The sequence below is a fragment of the Polaribacter sp. 2405UD43-2 genome (assembly GCF_058147125.1).
In genome coordinates this window covers 132,215-152,072 of record NZ_JBYVJX010000007.1, presented here as the reverse complement: position 1 = coordinate 152,072, position 19,858 = coordinate 132,215, and the positions used below count along the sequence as shown (strand labels likewise).

Genomic DNA, 19,858 nt, shown 5'->3' with positions numbered 1-19,858 from the left:
AATCTTTTAAGCTTTACTAAAAATTCGTTTCCAACTTTTATTTTTTAACTGAATGTTTGTGTTGTTTTCTTTATTGAATTTTGCCACAATTTCAGTTTCGTGCAATTTGTAAAATTCTGGATCAAAATTAGCATCTGCTAAATATTCTAAAATGTATTCTACAGATTGTTTTTGGTTTAGCCACTGATCAAAAATTTTGTGACGCATTCTAATTCCGAAAGTGTTTATTCCTAAAAATTGACGTGTATTTTTATCAAAAGAAATGGTTAAACATATATTTTCCTTTGGATGTTTCCATTGAAAATATGCTTCATTTTCTTTTTTATCTCGCTCACTAAACACCCAACCATAGGTTTGATATTCTATGTCTAAAAACTTTGCAGAATTAAACCAGTTGCCAGGTTTATATGCTGTTTTTTTGCCGCAAATAGTTTGCGCAACAGTTTCTCCCATCATACGTCCTGTATACCAAACTGCTTCTATATTTCTACGCTGATTAATAGCATTGTGTTGTTCTGCACAATCGCCTATGGCATAAATATCTTTAATATTGGTTTCTAAAAAACGGTTGACCAAAACACCACGTTTTGTATCTATTTTACTATCTTTTATAAAGTTGATATTTGGTGAAACACCAGCAGTTAAGCCAACAACATCACAGAAAATTTCTTCGCCAGTTTCTTCTATAATTACAGATTTTACTTGTCCAAATTCATCAGATTTTATTTCTTTTAAGTTTGTGCTTAAACGCAAGTCTATATGATGTTCTTTAATATGTTGGTTAATCATTTCGGATTCTTGGGCTGGTAAAACACCGTTCCAAAAACTCGATTCGCGAACCAAAAATGTTACAGGAATGTCTCTGCTTCTTAACATTTCTGCCAATTCTATTCCTATTAATCCGCCACCTACAATTACTGCTCTTTTACATTTTTCTTTATTAGGAGCATATTTTTCTAATTTTTCTAAATCTTGTTTGTGGTACATGCCCATAACACCCTCTAAATCTTGTCCTGGCCAACCAAATTTGTTAGGTTTAGAGCCTGTTGCAATAATTAGTTTATCGTAAGTAAGATGTTCACCATTGGTAAATTCTAATATTTTGTTATCGGTATTTATTTTACCAACAAATCCTTCTTTTAAATCAATTTTATTTTTTTTCCAAAACCAATTTTCATAGGGTTGTGTATGCTCAAACTTCATATGTCCCATATAAACATACATTAATGCTGTTCTAGAAAAGAAGTATTTTGTTTCTGCAGAGACTATGGTTATTTTAGTATCAGAATTTTTTCTAATATGTCTAGCAGCGGTAACTCCAGAAATTCCATTACCAATAATTACAATGTGTTTCATAAATAATTGTTTGTGCAAATTATGTCGAAGCGAAAGTTAAGAACTTAAAATGAAAATGTAGTTTAGAACGATTTTAAATAAAGAAGCTAAAAAATAACTTTGTAAGAAGTTTTAAAATATATAGACTTAGGATGTAATTCAAATGATAATTCAAAAAAATAATTTAAATAAAATGAAACAAAATATTTTTAAAATCGCTTTTACGTTTATCTTAATTCTTAGCTTACAATCTTATGCACAAGATGATAATGATACTAATAAAAGCAATATACAAACGTACACACCCTCTAAATTATTAAATAAAGGTCAGTGGGATATTAAGTTTTTTAATGGTTTGTATACACAAACAAAACAAACAGGAGAGAACAATAGTAACTCTAAAAATATTGCTAGAGAAAATTATTTTACGTCCACTCTAGAGGTATTTACTGGAATTTCTGAAAGTAATCGTGTTAATATTGGTGGTGTTATAGAATATCGTTCTAATACTTTTGGAGGTAAAAGTGCGTTTTCTGTCTTTAGTTCTGGAGATAGAACAGGTATATCTTCTATTGCTCCTTCTATAAAAATTCAACCTTTTGAAAACATTGGAAACTTTTCTTTTCAAACTTCTATACACATACCTTTATTAGAAAAAGGTGATGAGAAAAACAATCCTAACGGATTTTTAGATCAAACAGCTTGGTCTTTTCAAAATAGATTCTTTTATGATTATACTTTTTCTAGCGGAAAATGGCAATTATTTACAGAGTTAAACACTGAATATGGTTTTGGTGATGATAAGAGTTTTGCTAACAATACATTCTTAGTAGCTCCTGGAATATTTATGAGTTATTTTCCAAGTGATAAATCTACAGTTTTAGGGTTTTTACAGCACTCTCAACGTTTTGGTGATTTTGAGCAAGACAACACAGCTGTTGGTTTTGGAGGAAAATATCAACTTACAGATGTATTAAACCTAGAGGTTTTATATAGTAATATTGTAAGAGGCTTTAATTTTCAAGGTTTAGGAAATACATATAGTATTGGTTTAAGAGCCTTGTTTTAGTAAAAAGTACTATTTTTAGGAGATTTATGAAAACAGATAAACTCCTTTTTTTATTAGCTATATTTATTCAAATATCGTGTAATAGTCAAGAAAAAAAAATAAACGGAATTAGTTTTGTTGCCTCTAGAGAAGCAATCAATCAAAATCATATTTCTACTGTTTTAAAGGCACAAAGCAATTATGTTGCTCTGATGCCTTTTGGTTTTATAAGAGATTTATCATCACCAAAAATAATACACAATACTAAAAGACAATGGTTTGGAGAAACCAAAGCAGGAATACTACAATACGCTAAAATTTTTCAAAAAAAGAAAGTAAAAATTATGGTAAAACCCCAAATTTGGATTTGGGATGGAAAATACACAGGTAAAATAGAAATGAACTCTGAAGAAAAATGGACAATTTTAGAGAATTCTTATGCTGAATTTATTTTAACCTATGCCAAAGCTGCTCAAGAATTAAAAGCAGATATTTTATGTATTGGTACTGAGCTAGAAAAATTTGTATTAAAAAGACCTAAATATTGGCAAAAGCTAATTATTGATATTAGAAAAGTTTATAACGGAAAACTAACCTATGCTGCAAATTGGGATGAATTTAAACGTGTAACTTTTTGGAGGGAATTAGATTATATAGGTGTAGATGCCTATTTTCCTATAAGTGATAAAAAAAATCCAACTATTGTAGAATTAGAAAAAGGATGGTTACCTCATAAAAAAGAAATTTTAAGAGTTCAAAAAAAATATCAAAAGAAAATAATTTTTACAGAATTTGGTTATAGAAGTGTAGATTTTGCAGCAAAAGAACCTTGGAATTATAATAGAAATGCTGGTAAAGTAAATTTACAAGCTCAGGTTAATGGTTTGCAAGCAATTCACAATCAATTCTGGAAAGAAGATTGGTTTGCAGGTGGGTTTTTATGGAAATGGTTTTACGAACATTCTAAAGTAGGAGGAGAAAAAAATAATATGTTTACCCCACAAAACAAACCCGCAGAACAAATAATTAGAAAATTATACGGTGGTAAACACGAAAAATAAAATATGATAAATATCCTAAAAAAAATAAATTTAAGACCCTAAATTTGTGATGCATCCTTAAAAACCAATATTATGAAAAAAATTATTGTCCCAATAGATTTCTCAAATCATTCTATTTATGCATTAAAAACGGCAGCGCTTTTAGCTAAAAAATACGATGCTACAATTTACGCATTGCATATGTTAGATATACAAGAAGTAACTTTAACAGAAAGTGAATTATATCAACAAGAAAAGGCAGTATTTTTTTTAAAGTTAACAGAAAAAAAGTTTAAAGACTTTTTAAAAAAAGACTTTTTAGAGGATGTAAAAGTTGTGCCAATTATTAAACATTATAAAGTTTTTAGCGAAGTAAATGCCATTGCAAAAGAAGTAGATGCCGATTTAATTATTATGGGTTCTCACGGCGCAAGTGGTTTAAAAGAATTCTTTGTAGGTTCTAACACAGAAAAAGTTGTTAGATATGCAGAACTACCCGTTTTAGTGATAAAAAATGAAATGCTAAATACAGATTTTTCTGATATTGTAGTTGCTACAGATTTTTCTGAAGAAAGTATTTCTGCTTTTAAAAAAATGCTTAAAACTGTTGATTTTTTAAATGCTAGAAAACACATTTTGTATGTAAATTTACCAAACGAAGATTTTAAAACAACTTCAGAAATGGAAACAATGGCAACTAAATTTTTAATGCAAGTAGAAGGCAATACAGATAGATTAATTAATGTACACTATGTTTGCGACAGATCTGTAGAAAAAGGTATTCTTAATTTTTCTAATGCAGTAGGCGCAGATTTAATTTCTATAATTACACACGGAAGAAAAGGGTTGTCTCATATTTTTGGAGGCAGTATTGCAGAAGATATTACCAATCATTCTTCGTTACCAATTATGACTTTTAAAATGTAAAAAATAAATGAATTTTAAAACTTTCTTAACTTCTGTAATCTTTATGTTAGTCGTTTTTTCTTGTTCTCAAGATAACGATGTTACAGTTCCTAGAAATTTACAAGAATATATAGATAACCTTACAAATAAGGATTTAGGAGAAGTAATTGCTTGCGCTGCAAGTGCAAATGGCAATTCAGCTTTGTCGTATATTTTTTATTATCCAGAAGTAGGAGCAACTGATATAAGATATTATGAAGCAGAAAGTTTAAAAGTAGATAAAAACGATTTTACCAAATACAGAAGATTAAATTTATCGATAGAAAATGTTTTTGGAGGTAAATTACAACGTTTTTCTAGAACAAGTTCTGAAGAAAATTGGTGTTTGGTAACCTATGTTTTAAACGGAAAATTGCACAAATCGAATCCTATAAGATTAAAAAATACATCAAAATCTACTATATGGACCAACAAAGTCACTATAGAATATCAAAAAACTTTAGAACCAAAATTTACTTGGCAACACAATTCTGTAGGTGATAATGATATTTATTTTCAAGTAATTTCTGAAACAAAAGACGATAAATTTTTATCTGGCACTTACACAAAAGATAACTTTTTTAAATATTACAAAACCTCTAATGTAGTGCTAAATATTAACGAAAAACAAACGCCACCAGCTTTAAAATTTGATGCAGAATATAAATTTACTTTAATGGATGTAAGTAAAGACAATTGGGTAAATTTAGTGATTCAAGAGAATTTTGTACCCGGTAATTTGCAAGAATATTTAGATAAAAGTACTGTTGATACTACTCAAAAAATAACCTCTTTTGCAGCAAGTGCAAACGGAAATCAAGAATTAACCTATGTGTATTATTATCCGCTAACCAATGCAAGAGAATTTAGATATTATGAAACCAAAGACGCAACTGTAGATAAAACAAAACTTACTAATTACAGAAGAAAAATTTTAACAGACCAAACTGCTTTTGGAGCAAAATTTAGACGTTTTTCTAGAACTGATAAAGAAGAAAGTTGGAGTATTGTAACCTATGAATTAGATGGTAAAGTGTATACTTCTAATCCTGTAAGATTAAAAAATAAAACCCAACCCACCCAATATAAATCTGAAATAACCATAAAACAAACAGAAACTTTAAAACCTAAATTTTCTTGGTCAGATTTTGGTATCGTTAATAATAAACGTTATTTTTTAGCCTTAACTGACAAAGAGAAAGCATTTGTTTCTGGCGTTTTTACAAAAGAGAAAACGTTTAAATATTACGATACTTCTAATACAGAATCAAATGTGAATACAACAACACCGCCAGCACTAATTTTAGACGATAAATATACAGTTAGTGTATTAGGTTTGAGTGATGATAATTGGATAAATTTAATATTAGAAAAAACTTTTGAAGTAGAATGATGAAACTTAAAAATATTCTTTTTTTTCTTTTCTTTTTTTGTGTTTTTATAGCGCATTCTCAAGAAAAAACAATTACCGATGTTAAAATTAAAGGCGTAAAAAAAACAAAACCATCATTTATTAAAGGTTTATTACTCACAAAAAAAGGAAGTAAATTAGACTCCATAACTTTAGAAAAAGATATGATTCTTTTAAAAAGATTACCTTCTGTTAGTCACGCATATTATCAAGTATTTTATTCTCATAACAACGCATACAACGTTTTTATAAACATAGAAGAAAACTTTACACTTTTACCACAAGTTAATTTGTGGACTACCACAAATTCTCAATTCTCTTATAAATTAGGTTTGTACGATTATAATTTTTTAGGAAGAAATATCACCTTTGGTGGATTTTACCAAAACAACGGATTCGATTCTTATGCCATAAACTTTAAAGCACCCAATCTGTTTTCAAGAAAATGGGGATTGGCTTTAAATCATCAAAACTGGAAAAGCGAAGAACCTCTTTATTTTGACGATAAAAAAGCCAATTATTTATACAATAATGTTTCTTACGAAGCTTTAGGTTTGTATCAAATTAATGTAAAAAATCAACTTAATTTTGGTATTAACTTTTTTAAAGAAAAATATCAATATTTATCTGGAGCAACAGGAGCAGAAATTCCAAAGAATTTAGATTTAGATAAAGTGTTGTATAAAATGGTTTATACTTTTGATAATTTAAATTATTATTACCAATATGTAAACGGATTTAAGAGTGTATTATATACGCAATATGTAACATCGAATTCTGTACATCAAAACAATTTTTTTATAGCTTGGAACGATTTTTTCTATTATAAAAGAATAGGCAAAAAAGGAAATTGGGCAAATCGTTTACGTTTTGGTTTGTCTTCTAACGAGAAATCACCTTTTGCGCCTTTTGCCTTAGATAACAATGTAAATTTACGTGGAGTTGGTATTTTGGTTGATAGAGGAACAGGAAGTTTTGTTTTAAATTCTGAATACAGGCACACTGTTTTCGAAAAAAAATGGATAACGATTCAAACCAATATTTTTGCTGATTTAGGTTCTTGGAGAAATCCTGGAGGCGAACTCAATGATTTTTTCGAAAGCAAAAACGTACGTTTATACTCTGGTTTTGGGTTGCGTTTTCTTAGTAAAAAAATATACAATGCAACTTTTAGAATCGATTACGGAATAAGACTTTCTAACAATCCAGGAACCTCTAAAGGAGGTTTAGTTTTTGGTATAGGGCAGTATTTTTAATCGAAAACTAACTTACTTTTCTAGAGAATCGATTAATTTTGCTAAAAATAAAAGCAGATGAGAACTTTTGCAATTGGCGATATTCACGGTGGCTTAAAAGCCTTACTTCAAGTTTTAAATAAATTAGAACTAAAAGATGATGACACGCTTGTTTTTATGGGAGATTATGTAGATGGTTGGAGCGAGTCTGCACAAGTTATTCAGTTTTTAATAGATGTATCAAAGAAATTCAATTGTGTTTTTATCAAAGGAAACCATGATGCTTGGTGCCAAGATTGGTTAAAAAACAAAACGGTACATCCTGCTTGGTATTTACATGGAGGTAAAGAAACTATAGAGAGTTATGAGCGTTTTACTGTTGATGAAAAACAACAACACCTTCTCTTTTTTGAGAAGATGCCTTTGTATTATTTAGACACTAAAAATAGATTGTTTTTACACGCAGGTTTTACTTCTTTATATGGCGTAGATAGAGAGTTAGATAAAAGAGTTTTTTATACAGATAGATCTTTGTGGGAAATGTTGTTGGCACTTGATAGAACCATAGATAAAGACTCACTTTTTTATCCTAAAAGAATTAAAATATACAAGGAGATTTACATTGGTCATACACCCACTACAAATTATAATGAGTCAAACCCTATGAATATAGAAAATGTTTGGAATATTGATACAGGTGCAGCATTTAAAGGAAAAATTACAGCAATAAATATTGATACAAAAGCCTTTTTTCAGAGTGATAATTTACCAGCATTGTATCCGAATGAAAAAGGTAGAAATAAATAAAAAATCAGTTTAGATAATTACCTAAACTGATTTTTAAAAACGGTTGTTTTATTCTTTATTTCTTTGGATGTACCAATTTCATTTCATCAATTAAATGGGTAGCACCCGCATATTTATCAACAATAAATAATACATAACGTAAATCTACCATAATATTTCTACAGATTTCTGGGTCGTAATTCATATCGCTCATAGTTCCTTCCCAAACTCTATCAAAATTAAGCCCCACTAAATTTCCGTGAGCATCTATTGCAGGACTTCCAGAATTACCGCCAGTTGTATGATTTGTGCCTAAAAAACAAACAGGAACTTTACCGTTTTTATCAGCATATTGTCCGTAATCTTTGCTTTTATAAAGTTGACGTAATTTTTCTGGAACATCAAACTCATAATCTCCAGGAACATATTTTTCTATAACACCGTCTAAATAACTCACAGGATTGTAATACACAGCATCTCTGGGAGAATAACCACGAACTTGACCATAAGTTACACGTAAGGTACTATTTGCATCCGGAAAATAACGAGCATTTGGCAATGCTTCCATTAAAGCTTTCATATATGTTTTTTGAAGCGCAACTATAGGTGCGTTTTTTTGTTGATACGCTACATTAATTTTATTGTAAAATGCTTTAATCATTGGTTTTGCGTATTTATAAGCTGCATCATCATTTAGTTTTTTTAATACATCTTCGGCTTTTCCGTTAAACAATTCTAAGGCATTGTCAAGATTTGTAAAAGCAGTAGCATCATAAATACTAGCATCAACATTTTTGTTAAAAAATGGCATCACATTTTTAAATACACCTTTGTCTACACCAACATCATAATTTTTATGAATACCTTTTAAAGTGCTTGTAATAGAAGCTGTTGCTTTATTAAATGTATTTGGATTTCTTGTTACAGCTTGTTCAAATTGATAAGCTCTAAAAGTCATTTTCATTAACTCATTGGTTACTAAAAAGACTTCAATAAAGTTTCTTCTTTTAATATTTATAGCGGCAAAATCTTTGTATAAACGGTCGAATTCGGGTAAAATATAACCATACTTTTCTGTTAAGTTTTTTTCTTGTAAAGCTTTTGTAAAAGTTGCTTCAAACTCACGTCTTTTTGCAACAGCGTTGCTTTTTTGAATTCCTAGATTTTCACCAATCCATTTTTTCCAGGCATTTGCAATTCGAGCTTGTTTAGAAGCGTATTTGATACGAACGTTATCACTAGCTTTCATTTTAGCATCAATCACTTTTAAAGCAGCTTCTCTAATGGCAATATTTGTTGGGTTGTATTCTTGTGTTATATGCTTAATAGCAACTGCTGGTAAGTATTCGTTAGTTCTGCCAGGAAAACCAAAAACCATTGTAAAATCTCCTTCTTCTACACCATCTAAAGAAATTGGTAAAAAGTGTTTTGGTTTGTAAGGTTTGTTGTTTTTACTGTATTTTGCAGGACGATTATTTTGGTCAGCATAAATTCTAAACATAGAAAAATCTCCTGTATGTCTAGGAAAAACCCAATTATCTGTATCGCTACCAAATTTACCAATACTTGTTGGTGGTGCTCCTACCAAACGAATGTCTTCAAAACGTTCTGTTACAAATAAAAAGTATTGATTACCTTGGTAAAAGGATTTTACTTTTGTGTTTTGCCAAGTTTCCTTAGCAACTGTTTTTTGTAAAGCATTACTGTTTTTAGTAATGATAGATTGCTTTTCTTTTTCAGTTAAAGCGTTAGTAACTCCAACAAAAACTTTGTCAGTTACATCTTCTATTCTAACAATAAATTCGATATATAAACCTGGGTTTGGTAATTCTTCGTTTAAATTCATTGCCCAAAAACCATTTTTTAGGTAATCGTTTTCTAATGAAGAATGCGATTGAATTTGTCCAAATCCACAGTGATGATTTGTTAAAACTAAACCTTTGTCCGAAATAATTTCGCTTGTACAGCCTCCATTAAAATGCCCAATAGCATCTTTTAAACTAGAGTTGTTAACATCGTAAATGTCTTTGGCAGTTAATTTACTTCCTAAAGAAGTCATTTCTTGTTCGTTCATTCCTTCTAAAAGCGAAGGAATCCACATACCACCTTGCATTCCTTTTATGTTAGTAGTATTTGCAACTGTGTTTTTTGTTGTGTTTTCAACTGTTTTACAGGAAACAAAAATGATTGATACTATTAATAAATAGAGTTTGAAATTTTTCATAAATTTGAATTTTAATAGCGTAAAGATACACAAAAGCAGTTATTTTTTAATAAAAGGATAGAGCTCTTGTTTGATAAAATTTTTCGGAAAATTTTCATCATTATCAAAACCTAATTCTATATCTCTACCAGAATGAGGAATGTAATTGGTTTTAAAAATATAATCCCAAATACTTAAAGTAATTCCGAAGTTGACACCTGTTTGTCTGTCTTCTGGTAATTTTTTTGCGTGATGCCAAATATGCATTTTAGGATTGTTAAAAATGTATTTTAAAAAACCATAATCCCAATTAATGTTTGCGTGATTTAAATGGCCTATGAAAATATTGAAGAAGTGTACAAAGGCAACATCTTGCGCAGAAAAACCACCAATAATTGCTAACGGAATATATTTTAAAGAATTGTAAACTATGGGTTCCATCCAATGATAACGTAGGTGTGCTGCAAATCCCATTTGTTTTACAGAGTGATGCACTTTGTGAAAATTCCAAAGAAATTCGAACTTATGCAACAACCTATGTGTCCACCATTGTACAAAATCAACCACTATAAAAAAGATAAAAATTCTTACAGGAAAAGTAAAAGTATTTAATTCTAATAATTGAAAATCGGCAATTGATAAACCAGCATATCCTAAAATATCATTAAAAAGTGCAGCTGCAGTATTTGATAACGCAATTAATACAATTAAGTTTAATAAAAAGAAATTAAAGAACATATAAAATGTATCTAACCAAAAATCTTTTCTAAATAAAGATTGATTTTTACGCCAAGGAAAAATAGCTTCTAAAGCCCAAACAATTAATGAAATGATTATTAATCCGTAGAAATAATTCTCCCAATTTAACTCCATCAAAACAGATTGTTTTATGTAATTCCAATAATCGGAATAAGAGTTTTTTATGATGTCTAGGTATTTGTTCATCTTGTTTTGTAAAGTTATACAGATTCTTCAGGTTTTTAAAACCTGAAGGGTCTTATTTTGCTTATTATTCTAATAAAAGATGTTTGTTTTTTTCATTTATAAAAACTTTTCTTTCTATATGAGTTTGTATAAAGTTTTGTTTTCCATCAAACAAATCTAAAACATCATTTCTTTTAAGATTTGTCTTTTTTGAAGATAAAATTGATTGATAAGAAGAATACTTATAATTTCTAAAATTATCAGAAACTTGATGATGTTCTGGATTAAGATGAATATAAAGAATTAAACTTTTCAAATAATTTTCATCAGTAATTTTTATTCTTTTAAAAGGTTTTTCTAAAAGACTTCCCGTTCTCATATATTTTTTATTTATTGCTTTTGTATAAGCATTAAATAGGTTTGAAAAATATTTTGAAGGATTCTCACAATCATCATTAATTCTTAAGAGAATATGAAAATGATTTTTAAGAAAACAATACGAATAAATTTTAGAAATTGGAATGAGATATTTCTTTATCAAATCTAAAAAATAGAAATAGTTTTTTTCTTCAAAAAAAATGGACTGCCCATTATTACCTCTATTATAAATATGGTAATAATTTTGAGATTCTAATTTTTCAATTTTCATAATATAAATTTACAAAACCCTTCAGGTTTTTAAAACCTGAAGGGTCTCAAAAATTAAATCACTTTAATAACCTCCTTAAAAAGGGTAATCATTTTAGGTTCTGCTTCTCCTGCAATGGCAATGATTTCTGCAATATTTACAGGTTGTAAATTTTTAGGATCACATTCATCAGTTAAAACAGAAACAGCAGCACAAGGTAAATTAAGTTGTTTGGCAACAATAACTTCTGGTACAGTACTCATACCCACTGCATCTGTTTCTAAGATTTGCAACATTCTGTATTCTGCTCTGGTTTCTAACTGAGGTCCTAAAACACTTGCATACACTCCTTTATGTAATTGTATATTTTGATTTTTAGCAATTTGTGTCATTTTACTGTTGATATCTTTAGAATAAGGCTCTAACATATCTGCAAAAATATTTCCGAAATTATTAGCGCCATTAAATGCTAAAGGAGAGCTTCCTTGCAAATTAATATGATCTTCTATCAACATTAAATCGCCTTTTTTATAGTTAAGATTTATGGCGCCAGCTGCGTTAGAAATTAGTAAGTTTTTAATTCCTAAACCTTGCATAGTTCTAATTCCGTAAGTTACTTCCCAAGAATTGTAACCTTCGTATAAATGAAAACGACCAGCCATTACCAAAACTTTTTTGCCAGATAATTCTCCGTAAATTAATTTACCAGAATGAAACTCTACAGTTGCCACTGGAAAATTCGGAATCTCTGAATAGCCAATCTCTTTTTCAATCGAAATTTCATTGACTAATTTACCTAAACCTGTGCCTAAAACAATTCCTATTTCAGGATTTGTAATTCCGTTTGATTTTAAAAACTTAATAGTTTCTTGTAATTGTTGTTGCTTCATTTATACTGAATTTACTGGTGCTTAAATTGATTTAGTAATTCAGTATCAATTTTACTGAACTACTAATTTTTGTGTTTTTGACTTTCCATCAACATCAATTTTAATCAAATAAATTCCTTTGTTAAAAGAAGAAATATCTATCGATTTTTCTTTGCTGTTTTTTTGATGAAAAACTTGTTTACCTAAAACATTAAAAATACGAATTTCAGCAGAAACAGCATCCATATTTGAGATTTGAATTTTATCTTTTGCTGGGTTTGGGTAGAATGAAATTTTATCAATTTGAAAAGAATTGATATCTAAAACGGAACAATTTGCAGACGAAAAAGGAGTATAGGAACCAACATCCCAAAAGGCTGTAAATTGTAAACAGTAAAAGAAAACGGTGTCGTATTCTGAAATGTTAATATTATTAGGAATCATTTGTGTATAGCTTTGTGCTCCTGAAAAACCAATTAATCCAAAAGAAATATTTTCTAAAGTTGTAGGGTTTACACTTTTTAATTCCGAGATTGATTTACCCGCAGATTTAATCAAATATAACCTTACATCTGGGCCAGAAGTTGTGCTAAAATTGCTTCCAAAATTTATGGTAACTGAATTGTTTGTGTTTAAAACAACACTAACATTACCAGAAACATTATAGGATGGTGTTGAGGTGTTGTTACCAAAATTTGATGCATTTTGAGAACATTGCGCATTAATTTGCAAAAAAGTGAAACTTAAAAAAGTAGCAAGTAAAAGTGTTTTCATATAAAATTATTTAGAATTTATAAACGTTTGCATAATTTCTGGGATGTCTAAAATATCCTCATATACATCTATGTCGTTTTTAATTTCTAATAATTTCACTTTTTTATCAGTTAATTCCTCTAAAGTATCTTTTCTTACGGTTTCAGTTCCCCAATTTTTATTTTTGAAAATATTTTCTTGCAAAGCATTCATTCCTAATAAATAATAACCACCATCTTTTGCAGGACCAATAACAACGTCATTTTGGTTTAATTCTTTAAATGCTTTTTCTATGTTTTCTGGTGATAAATCATATAAATCGCTACCAATAATCATCACTTTTTTGTAACCAGCATCAAATCCGTTTTTAAAAGCATTTAACATTCTTATGCCTAAATCTTCTCCTTTTTGTTGATGTTTTTGATAGATAGATTCATCCCAAATATCATTTTCTCTCACTTTTACTGAATAATAAACAGCTTTGTCTGAGTTTACTTTTAATGAAATATTTCGGGTTTTTTGTAATAAAAATTGATAAATTTCTAAAGTAGTTTTATTGCCAATAGTTTTTGCTAAACGTGTTTTTACTTTTCCTAATTCAGGATTTCTTGTAAAGATTAATAAGAGATTTCTCGATTGCGCTCGAAATGACATAAAATTTGTAATTTTCTTCCAACTTCTAACTTCTAACAACTAATACACTTTCTCTCCTTTTTTAAGCCATTTGCTCCAATCTTTGTTAAAGGAGTGTACTTTTTCGGTTTCATTACCTAAAGTATCTACTACTTTAAAGTTGGTGTTTTTCCATTTAAAAATTCCACCATATAAGTTATAAACATTGGTGTAGCCAGCTTGTATTAATTTATGAGCAATTGTTTCTGAACGAATTCCTAAAGAGCAATACACAACAATTTTTGCATTTTTATCTTTAGGAAGTTTTGCAAGTGTTTTTTCTAAATTGAATTTGTTATAACCAACACAAATGGCATTTTTAAGATGACTGACTTTATATTCTTTATCTTCTCTGGCATCTAATAATATAGCATCAGTTTTTGGTAAAGCCAATGTTTCTACAGATATATAAGGAACATTTCTTTTGTTCCATTTATTCAGTAATTTATCTAGTTTTTTTTGCCCAAAAGTTGTTGAACTTATTAAGATAAAAAGTAAAAGTGTTTTTTTCAAATTATTAAATTTTAAAAAATGCATCTGCGATGCTTAACAACATCCACCACCATCATAATGATAAGTAGGTTCTGAAAAGAAAATATCATCTCTGCCTAAAGCTTGTAGGGCAGCAGTAGTTTTATCGCAAATTGCAAGTGGCTGGTTTTTTAATAAAACGTGTCCTAAACCATCGTCAAAATAATCTTCATTACCAAAATAAATGGCAGCTCTACCTGTAAAAATACAAGGACCATCTGCAGGCATAGGGTCTTTAATAGCGGCAACTTCAATAGATTCTATATAAATCAATTTGTTAGTTGGGTAATTTTTTGGGTCTAAAATTCTGTAAGGTTTTCTGGCTCTAATTTCAATCGTTCCGAAACCTGCATCTGTTAAGGCTTTTACATAATTGGCAATTGGTAAACTACCACTTAAACACAAAGCACGTAAACGTTCGTCGTTTCGTAATTCATCACTCATTGGTTGTTCGCAAGTTGGGTCGCTCATCACTAAACGCCCGTGAGGTTTTAATACTCTGTACATCTCAGCAATGGCTTTTTTTAAATCATCAGCTTTAAAAATATTGAACAAACAATTCTGAGCTGCAACATCAATAGAATTACTTTTAACAGGTAAATTCATTGCATCGCCTTTGCGTAAATCAACAAAATCAGATTTAAACCATAGGTTTTGTTCTTCAGCAATTTTAAAATTTTTATGAGATGCTTCTAGCATTTCATCTACCACATCTAAACCAATAACGCCACCTTTATTTCTGTTAAAATAGGCGAATTGTAACAATTCCATTCCACCACCAACACCAACATAGAGCATTTTAGGGTTGTTGGTTAAATCGCGAGCGTGTACTGTAGAACCACAACCATAATTCATTTCTTGCATAATACGTGGAATCTTTAATCCGGGTAACTCCCAAATAGGATTAGTGGTGCAGCACAAGCCAATATCTGGCGTTAAAGCTGCTTCTTTATAAACATCGTATGTGGTTTCTAAATAACTCATATTTTATTGTTTGTCACGAATTCTTATATGATTCGTGTATCATATTTTTATCCTGCAAGGTTTTTTAAACCTTGTAGTTGTGTTTTTAAACCTACAAAGAATCCTCATTCTTCGGAAATGCTTTGCAGGCTGGCCTTATGCAACTGTTCCTTGGCAACTACTTCCTGCACCAGCAGTACAGCCATAACAGTGTTGATTGATAATTATGTTTCTATTCTGTAACAATTCTTCATTATAATCAGCAATGTGTTTTACTTTGGCATTTACTTTTAAATTTAACATTTGATTAAAGTCGCAATCGTATAAAAATCCATCCCAACTAACAGACAATGTGTTTGTGCACATTACATTATCTACCGCAAGCGGATTGTAAGCTTCTACCAAAGCATACATATAATCTTCGTAATTTTCTGATGCAATTAAATAATCTAAAAACCTGCTGATTGGTAAATTTGTAATGGCAAAAAGTGAATTAAAGTTGATGTTAAAATCTTCTTTTAGCGCTTCTTTAAAATCGTTTTCTAATGCCATTTGATTTCCAGGTAAAAATGCCCCTGAAGGATTATATACCAAGTCTAGTTTTAAATCTGAACCTTCAATTCCATAACCTACTTCATTGAACATTTGTAAAGCTTTTATAGATTTATCAAAAACGCCATCTCCACGTTGCTTATCGGTTTTTCCACGTGTCCAATGTGGCATTGAAGAAACTACGTGCACATTATGCTTTTTAAAAAACTCAGGTAAATCGTAATACTTTTTATTGGCTCTAATAATGGTTAAATTAGAGCGAACAATAAAATCTTTAATTCCAGCTTTTGATGCTTCTTCTACAAACCATCTAAAATTAGGATTCATTTCTGGTGCGCCTCCTGTTAAATCTAATGTGTGCGCTCCAGTATTTTTAATGACATTTAAACATTGTTGCATCGTTTCAATCGTCATAATTTCTTTACGATCAGGCCCCGCATCTACATGGCAATGTGCGCAAACTTGGTTGCACATATATCCTAAGTTAATTTGAAGAGTTTCCAATTTTTTAGGACGTAAAGGAAACTGATTAGTTTCTTTAATTTTATTTGCAAAAGTAGGTAGTTCTCCGTCTGCAAAAATCCCGTTTGAAAGAATTTCTAGTTGACGAGAAGTGTTTGCAATATCGTTATTTCTTGCTTTTAATGATTTTTTCATTTAATTACGAATTGTAAATTAGAAATTACGAATTCAATAATTATTAATTCGTAATTCGTAATTACTTTTACATTTCTAATTTGTTAACCTTATTCATCATTTGAACTCCATGTACTAATGTTGCACCACTTTTTATAGCTGCGCCAACGTGTATGGCTTCCATCATTTCTTCTTTGGTAATTCCACGTTGCAAACCATCTTTAGAATAAGCATCAATACAATAAGGGCATTGCTCTGTGTGCGCAACAGCCAAAGCAATTAAACTTTTTTCGCGAGCAGTTAAAGCACCTTCTTCAAAGACTTTTCCATAATAATCAAAGAACTTGTTTCCAAGTTCTTCGCTCCAATCTGTTATTTTGCCAAATTTTCTTAAATCGGCAGCATCATAATATGATTTAGACATAAATTAGTTTTAATTTTTGAGGCTGAAAGATACTGAAATTATTTACCGTTTAAACTCCAATCGTACTTTAAATGAGAGATTTTTGCATTCGATTTTATTTCAATATTACTGTATTTATTTAGATAATCTATAAGAGAACCATTTTTAGTGAAATCGGCTTTAAACCAGTTAAAAATTTCAGAAATCTGAACTTTCTTTTTTGAAATTTTATTTCTTGATGAATCGTTGATAAACTCTTTCATTAAACGAGTTAATTCACTTTCAATATTATCTTCAGTAAATGCTTTGTTTCCTAATTTAGGACAAGATCCTGAAGCACAATTTACACCAACATGAATTTTAGGGTCAAATAATTTTTTGCGTAAAATTTCGTGCTCAATATGATCTAAAGTATAGGTTTTTCCACCAACTTTTGCAAAAGGGATTTTCCAAGCAGTTTTTCCTTTTTTCTTGATTTTTAGAATGCTTTTTATAGGATAGTTTTCTAAAATTAACTTCAGCGTATATGCATTATAAGCGTTAATCCAAAAGGCTCTTTGTTTGTTTTTTGACCACGAATTATCTGGAGAAGTTTTTTCTAAATAAGAAATAAAACGATCTAGTTTTGCTTCTTCATTTTTGAAAGATTTGTAATCTACAATTCCTTTTTTAGAAACGTGTTTTTGTAATAAATCGTTAAAAATTGATGTTTGTGAATTTGTTTGTGATAAACTTAAAATTGCAACAAGTAGTAAAAGTGTTTTTTTCATTTTATATAATTTCTGATTTTTTAGACGGAACATTTTTTAATTAATTACAAAAAAACTATAATTTTTTTACCTATAAAATACGGATAAAGAAATTATGTTTTTTAGATTCCTGTTTTTATAGGAATGACAATTTCAATGGAAACTTCGATTGAAAAAATCGAAGAAATCTTTTTGAATTAATCCAAAATTTCTTCACCAACTTTTAAGTTGAATTTTTTTCTAAAAAGAAAGACTATTCCATAAAGAATTGGTGTATCTAATGCTGCAATTATTATTTTAAAAAGAAAGCCATTTATTAATAGGTTTGTAAAAATTGCCCAAGGTAAAACCTTAAATGAGCATAATAGAAAAACTACCGTAAATGTGTCTATAAATTGTGAAGCAAATGTTGAGAAATTATTACGCAACCATAAATGCTTTCCTTTGGTTATTTTTTTCCAAAAATGAAAAATTCTAATGTCAAAAAATTGCGCAAATAAATAGGCTAACATAGAAGCTAATACAGCTAAAGGCGATAAACCAAAAACTTGATGAAAGATTTTGTTATTTACGGGAGAGTTATCTATTGCAGGTACAAAATCTGCCACTAAAATAATTAACATAGAAAAGAAGGAAGCGAAAATTCCGGCAATCACTACTAGATTTGCTTTCTTTTTTCCATAAATTTCTGATAAAATATCTGTAATTAAAAAAGTGATTGGATAAGGTAGAATTCCGACTGAAACTTCAAACCTGTGCAAACCAAAAGGCTCCCAATAAAAGAATTTTTGAAAAATTAAATTTGAAGCCACTAAAGAAGCAATAAACAAAGCTGCAAGAATTAAATAGATATTATTGGCAAGATTTTTATTTTGTTGCGTCATAGAACGAAAATAGTGATTTTAGATAATTAGATTGATAGAAAAATAGAGTTTTAGAAATTTATACTAAAGCTGGCAAACAAGTTTAGCCCTGATTGTAGCAATTGTTTGAGCTCTTTTTTATTCCTTTTTAGGGTAAAAAAAGCGAGTGCGGAAAGCAGGAAATAGCTTCCAATAAAAATGATTATTTTTGCAAGCATTTACATACTGAAACAAATCAAACAATTAAACAGAATAATATGAAAGCATATATTTTTCCAGGTCAGGGAGCGCAATTTTCAGGAATGGGATTAGACTTATACGAAAAATCGCCATTGGCGCAAGAGTACTTTGAAAAAGCAAATGAAATTTTAGGATTCTCAATTACAGACATTATGTTTGAAGGAACTGCAGCACAATTAAAAGAAACGAAAGTTACGCAACCTGCCATCTTTTTACATTCGGTAATTTTAGCAAAAGTTTTAGGAGATTCTTTTCAACCAGAAATGGTTGCAGGTCATTCTTTAGGAGAACTTTCTGCATTAGTTGCAAATGGAGTTTTATCTTTTGAAGATGGATTAAAATTGGTTTCTAAACGTGCATTGGCTATGCAAAAAGCTTGTGAAGCTCAAGAATCTACAATGGCAGCTGTTTTAGGATTAGATGATAATGTTGTTGAAGAAACTTGCGCAGAAATAGATGGAGTAGTGGTGGCTGCAAATTATAACTGCCCAGGACAATTAGTTATTTCTGGAGAAATTGAAGCGGTAAAAAAAGCTTGCGAAGTATTGACCGAAAAAGGCGCAAGAAGAGCTTTGTTATTACCTGTTGGTGGTGCATTTCATTCGCCATTAATGGAGCCTGCAAGAGAGGAATTAGCTGCTGCAATTGAGGCAACTGAATTTAGCAAGCCTACTTGTGCTGTGTATCAAAATGTAGTGGCAAAAGCAGTTACTGAACCTTCAGAAATTAAAGAAAATTTGATTGCGCAATTAACAGCTCCTGTAAAATGGACTCAATGTGTACAGGCAATGGTTGCAGATGGTGGAACTGAATTTATTGAGGTTGGACCGGGTAAAGTTTTACAAGGTTTAATGCGAAAAATTGATAGAAGTGTTGCTGCTAGTGGGGCAAGCATTTAGTTATAAGTTGAGTTGCTGTTTTTTAGTAAATGATAATTAAATAAAGTAAAAAAAAGGGTCTTCAAAATTTGAAGGCCCTTTTTTAAATGTCATTCTTAACGTAGTGAAGAATCTAATTTTTTAGTTAAGTTCAAAGTTGTTATATACAACAATTCAAAACTAAAAATTTAAAA

General features: G+C 29.8%; 20 protein-coding genes. 7 read left to right on the top strand and 13 right to left on the bottom strand.

Features of this window, described 5'->3' with window-relative positions; genetic code table 11:
* Nucleotides 1-6: 6 nt before the first annotated feature.
* Nucleotides 7-1,356, bottom strand: coding sequence for an NAD(P)/FAD-dependent oxidoreductase (locus ACY2RX_RS11000; RefSeq protein WP_490104029.1), 1,350 nt, complete (start codon nucleotides 1,354-1,356; stop codon nucleotides 7-9).
* Between the two features lie 172 nt (nucleotides 1,357-1,528).
* Between ACY2RX_RS11000 and ACY2RX_RS10995 the strand changes: the two genes are divergently transcribed.
* The 6 genes from ACY2RX_RS10995 (at nucleotide 1,529) to ACY2RX_RS10970 (ending at nucleotide 7,821) form a co-directional block, all read left to right on the top strand.
* Nucleotides 1,529-2,404 (top strand): transporter family protein, encoded by an 876-nt coding sequence (locus ACY2RX_RS10995; RefSeq protein ID WP_490104028.1) that lies wholly within the window; start codon nucleotides 1,529-1,531, stop codon nucleotides 2,402-2,404.
* 26 nt (nucleotides 2,405-2,430) lie between these two features.
* Nucleotides 2,431-3,444 (top strand): glycoside hydrolase family 113, encoded by a 1,014-nt coding sequence (locus ACY2RX_RS10990; protein WP_490104027.1) that lies wholly within the window; start codon nucleotides 2,431-2,433, stop codon nucleotides 3,442-3,444.
* Between the two features lie 72 nt (nucleotides 3,445-3,516).
* Nucleotides 3,517-4,350, top strand: coding sequence for a universal stress protein (locus ACY2RX_RS10985; protein WP_490104026.1), 834 nt, complete (start codon nucleotides 3,517-3,519; stop codon nucleotides 4,348-4,350).
* Nucleotides 4,351-4,357: 7 nt separating this feature from the next.
* Entirely contained in the window at nucleotides 4,358-5,761 is a 1,404-nt protein-coding gene (locus ACY2RX_RS10980; RefSeq protein WP_490104025.1) for a hypothetical protein, read from the top strand.
* Nucleotides 5,758-7,035: a BamA/TamA family outer membrane protein gene (locus ACY2RX_RS10975; protein ID WP_490104024.1), complete on the top strand. Its 1,278-nt coding sequence runs from the start codon at nucleotides 5,758-5,760 to the stop codon at nucleotides 7,033-7,035. Before ACY2RX_RS10980 ends, ACY2RX_RS10975 begins: the two co-directional genes overlap by 4 nt.
* Nucleotides 7,036-7,092: 57 nt before the next feature.
* Nucleotides 7,093-7,821, top strand: coding sequence for a metallophosphoesterase family protein (locus ACY2RX_RS10970; RefSeq protein ID WP_490104023.1), 729 nt, complete (start codon nucleotides 7,093-7,095; stop codon nucleotides 7,819-7,821).
* Between the two features lie 55 nt (nucleotides 7,822-7,876).
* Here ACY2RX_RS10970 and ACY2RX_RS10965 read toward each other — a convergent pair whose 3' ends face one another.
* From ACY2RX_RS10965 to ACY2RX_RS10910, 12 genes are all read right to left on the bottom strand, one after another.
* A complete protein-coding gene (locus tag ACY2RX_RS10965; protein WP_490104072.1) occupies nucleotides 7,877-9,913 on the bottom strand; it encodes a S46 family peptidase in 2,037 nt (678 codons plus the stop codon).
* Between the two features lie 150 nt (nucleotides 9,914-10,063).
* Nucleotides 10,064-10,948: a sterol desaturase family protein gene (locus tag ACY2RX_RS10960; RefSeq protein ID WP_490104022.1), complete on the bottom strand. Its 885-nt coding sequence runs from the start codon at nucleotides 10,946-10,948 to the stop codon at nucleotides 10,064-10,066.
* A 64-nt stretch (nucleotides 10,949-11,012) separates the two neighbouring features.
* On the bottom strand, nucleotides 11,013-11,576 hold the full coding sequence (locus tag ACY2RX_RS10955) for a transposase (RefSeq protein ID WP_490104021.1): 564 nt from the start codon (nucleotides 11,574-11,576) through the stop codon (nucleotides 11,013-11,015).
* Between the two features lie 53 nt (nucleotides 11,577-11,629).
* A complete protein-coding gene (locus ACY2RX_RS10950) occupies nucleotides 11,630-12,445 on the bottom strand; it encodes a purine-nucleoside phosphorylase (protein WP_490104020.1) in 816 nt (271 codons plus the stop codon).
* Nucleotides 12,446-12,496: 51 nt separating this feature from the next.
* Entirely contained in the window at nucleotides 12,497-13,198 is a 702-nt protein-coding gene (locus ACY2RX_RS10945) for a DM13 domain-containing protein (RefSeq protein WP_490104019.1), read from the bottom strand.
* A gap of 6 nt (nucleotides 13,199-13,204) precedes the next feature.
* Nucleotides 13,205-13,831, bottom strand: coding sequence for a TIGR04282 family arsenosugar biosynthesis glycosyltransferase (locus ACY2RX_RS10940; RefSeq protein ID WP_490104018.1), 627 nt, complete (start codon nucleotides 13,829-13,831; stop codon nucleotides 13,205-13,207).
* A 39-nt stretch (nucleotides 13,832-13,870) separates the two neighbouring features.
* The gene (locus ACY2RX_RS10935) at nucleotides 13,871-14,386 is read right to left on the bottom strand and encodes a rhodanese-like domain-containing protein (protein WP_490104017.1); all 516 of its coding nucleotides are present in this window, start codon (nucleotides 14,384-14,386) and stop codon (nucleotides 13,871-13,873) included.
* A 9-nt stretch (nucleotides 14,387-14,395) separates the two neighbouring features.
* Nucleotides 14,396-15,364, bottom strand: a complete 969-nt coding sequence (gene arsM, locus ACY2RX_RS10930) for an arsenosugar biosynthesis arsenite methyltransferase ArsM (RefSeq protein ID WP_490104016.1) — start codon at nucleotides 15,362-15,364, stop codon at nucleotides 14,396-14,398.
* Between the two features lie 135 nt (nucleotides 15,365-15,499).
* Nucleotides 15,500-16,552 carry an arsenosugar biosynthesis radical SAM (seleno)protein ArsS gene (gene arsS / locus ACY2RX_RS10925; protein ID WP_490104015.1) on the bottom strand — a complete coding sequence of 351 codons (1,053 nt, stop codon included), beginning with the start codon at nucleotides 16,550-16,552 and terminating at the stop codon, nucleotides 15,500-15,502.
* A 67-nt stretch (nucleotides 16,553-16,619) separates the two neighbouring features.
* Nucleotides 16,620-16,955 carry an arsenosugar biosynthesis-associated peroxidase-like protein gene (locus ACY2RX_RS10920; RefSeq protein ID WP_490104014.1) on the bottom strand — a complete coding sequence of 112 codons (336 nt, stop codon included), beginning with the start codon at nucleotides 16,953-16,955 and terminating at the stop codon, nucleotides 16,620-16,622.
* A 38-nt stretch (nucleotides 16,956-16,993) separates the two neighbouring features.
* Nucleotides 16,994-17,704, bottom strand: a complete 711-nt coding sequence (locus ACY2RX_RS10915; RefSeq protein ID WP_490104013.1) for a DUF547 domain-containing protein — start codon at nucleotides 17,702-17,704, stop codon at nucleotides 16,994-16,996.
* Nucleotides 17,705-17,880: 176 nt separating this feature from the next.
* Nucleotides 17,881-18,567, bottom strand: coding sequence for a queuosine precursor transporter (locus tag ACY2RX_RS10910; RefSeq protein WP_490104012.1), 687 nt, complete (start codon nucleotides 18,565-18,567; stop codon nucleotides 17,881-17,883).
* A gap of 236 nt (nucleotides 18,568-18,803) precedes the next feature.
* Between ACY2RX_RS10910 and fabD the strand changes: the two genes are divergently transcribed.
* The gene (fabD, locus tag ACY2RX_RS10905; protein WP_490104011.1) at nucleotides 18,804-19,685 is read left to right on the top strand and encodes an ACP S-malonyltransferase; all 882 of its coding nucleotides are present in this window, start codon (nucleotides 18,804-18,806) and stop codon (nucleotides 19,683-19,685) included.
* Nucleotides 19,686-19,858: the final 173 nt, after the last annotated feature.

What these genes read in the sequence shown, in the direction of transcription:
- fabD (WP_490104011.1), top strand. Translation starts at nt 18,804, where the DNA reads ATGAAAGCATATATTTTTCCAGGTCAGGGAGCGCAATTTTCAGGAATG.
- ACY2RX_RS10950 (WP_490104020.1), bottom strand. Translation starts at nt 12,445, where the DNA reads ATGAAGCAACAACAATTACAAGAAACTATTAAGTTTTTAAAATCAAAC.
- ACY2RX_RS10985 (WP_490104026.1), top strand. Translation starts at nt 3,517, where the DNA reads ATGAAAAAAATTATTGTCCCAATAGATTTCTCAAATCATTCTATTTAT.
- ACY2RX_RS10975 (WP_490104024.1), top strand. Translation starts at nt 5,758, where the DNA reads ATGATGAAACTTAAAAATATTCTTTTTTTTCTTTTCTTTTTTTGTGTT.
- ACY2RX_RS10920 (WP_490104014.1), bottom strand. Translation starts at nt 16,955, where the DNA reads ATGTCTAAATCATATTATGATGCTGCCGATTTAAGAAAATTTGGCAAA.
- ACY2RX_RS10995 (WP_490104028.1), top strand. Translation starts at nt 1,529, where the DNA reads ATGAAACAAAATATTTTTAAAATCGCTTTTACGTTTATCTTAATTCTT.
- ACY2RX_RS10980 (WP_490104025.1), top strand. Translation starts at nt 4,358, where the DNA reads ATGAATTTTAAAACTTTCTTAACTTCTGTAATCTTTATGTTAGTCGTT.
- ACY2RX_RS10965 (WP_490104072.1), bottom strand. Translation starts at nt 9,913, where the DNA reads ATGCAAGGTGGTATGTGGATTCCTTCGCTTTTAGAAGGAATGAACGAA.
- ACY2RX_RS10940 (WP_490104018.1), bottom strand. Translation starts at nt 13,831, where the DNA reads ATGTCATTTCGAGCGCAATCGAGAAATCTCTTATTAATCTTTACAAGA.
- ACY2RX_RS10910 (WP_490104012.1), bottom strand. Translation starts at nt 18,567, where the DNA reads ATGACGCAACAAAATAAAAATCTTGCCAATAATATCTATTTAATTCTT.
- ACY2RX_RS10960 (WP_490104022.1), bottom strand. Translation starts at nt 10,948, where the DNA reads ATGAACAAATACCTAGACATCATAAAAAACTCTTATTCCGATTATTGG.
- arsS (WP_490104015.1), bottom strand. Translation starts at nt 16,552, where the DNA reads ATGAAAAAATCATTAAAAGCAAGAAATAACGATATTGCAAACACTTCT.
- ACY2RX_RS10970 (WP_490104023.1), top strand. Translation starts at nt 7,093, where the DNA reads ATGAGAACTTTTGCAATTGGCGATATTCACGGTGGCTTAAAAGCCTTA.
- ACY2RX_RS10945 (WP_490104019.1), bottom strand. Translation starts at nt 13,198, where the DNA reads ATGAAAACACTTTTACTTGCTACTTTTTTAAGTTTCACTTTTTTGCAA.
- ACY2RX_RS10990 (WP_490104027.1), top strand. Translation starts at nt 2,431, where the DNA reads ATGAAAACAGATAAACTCCTTTTTTTATTAGCTATATTTATTCAAATA.
- ACY2RX_RS10915 (WP_490104013.1), bottom strand. Translation starts at nt 17,704, where the DNA reads ATGAAAAAAACACTTTTACTACTTGTTGCAATTTTAAGTTTATCACAA.
- ACY2RX_RS11000 (WP_490104029.1), bottom strand. Translation starts at nt 1,356, where the DNA reads ATGAAACACATTGTAATTATTGGTAATGGAATTTCTGGAGTTACCGCT.
- ACY2RX_RS10935 (WP_490104017.1), bottom strand. Translation starts at nt 14,386, where the DNA reads ATGCATTTTTTAAAATTTAATAATTTGAAAAAAACACTTTTACTTTTT.
- ACY2RX_RS10955 (WP_490104021.1), bottom strand. Translation starts at nt 11,576, where the DNA reads ATGAAAATTGAAAAATTAGAATCTCAAAATTATTACCATATTTATAAT.
- arsM (WP_490104016.1), bottom strand. Translation starts at nt 15,364, where the DNA reads ATGAGTTATTTAGAAACCACATACGATGTTTATAAAGAAGCAGCTTTA.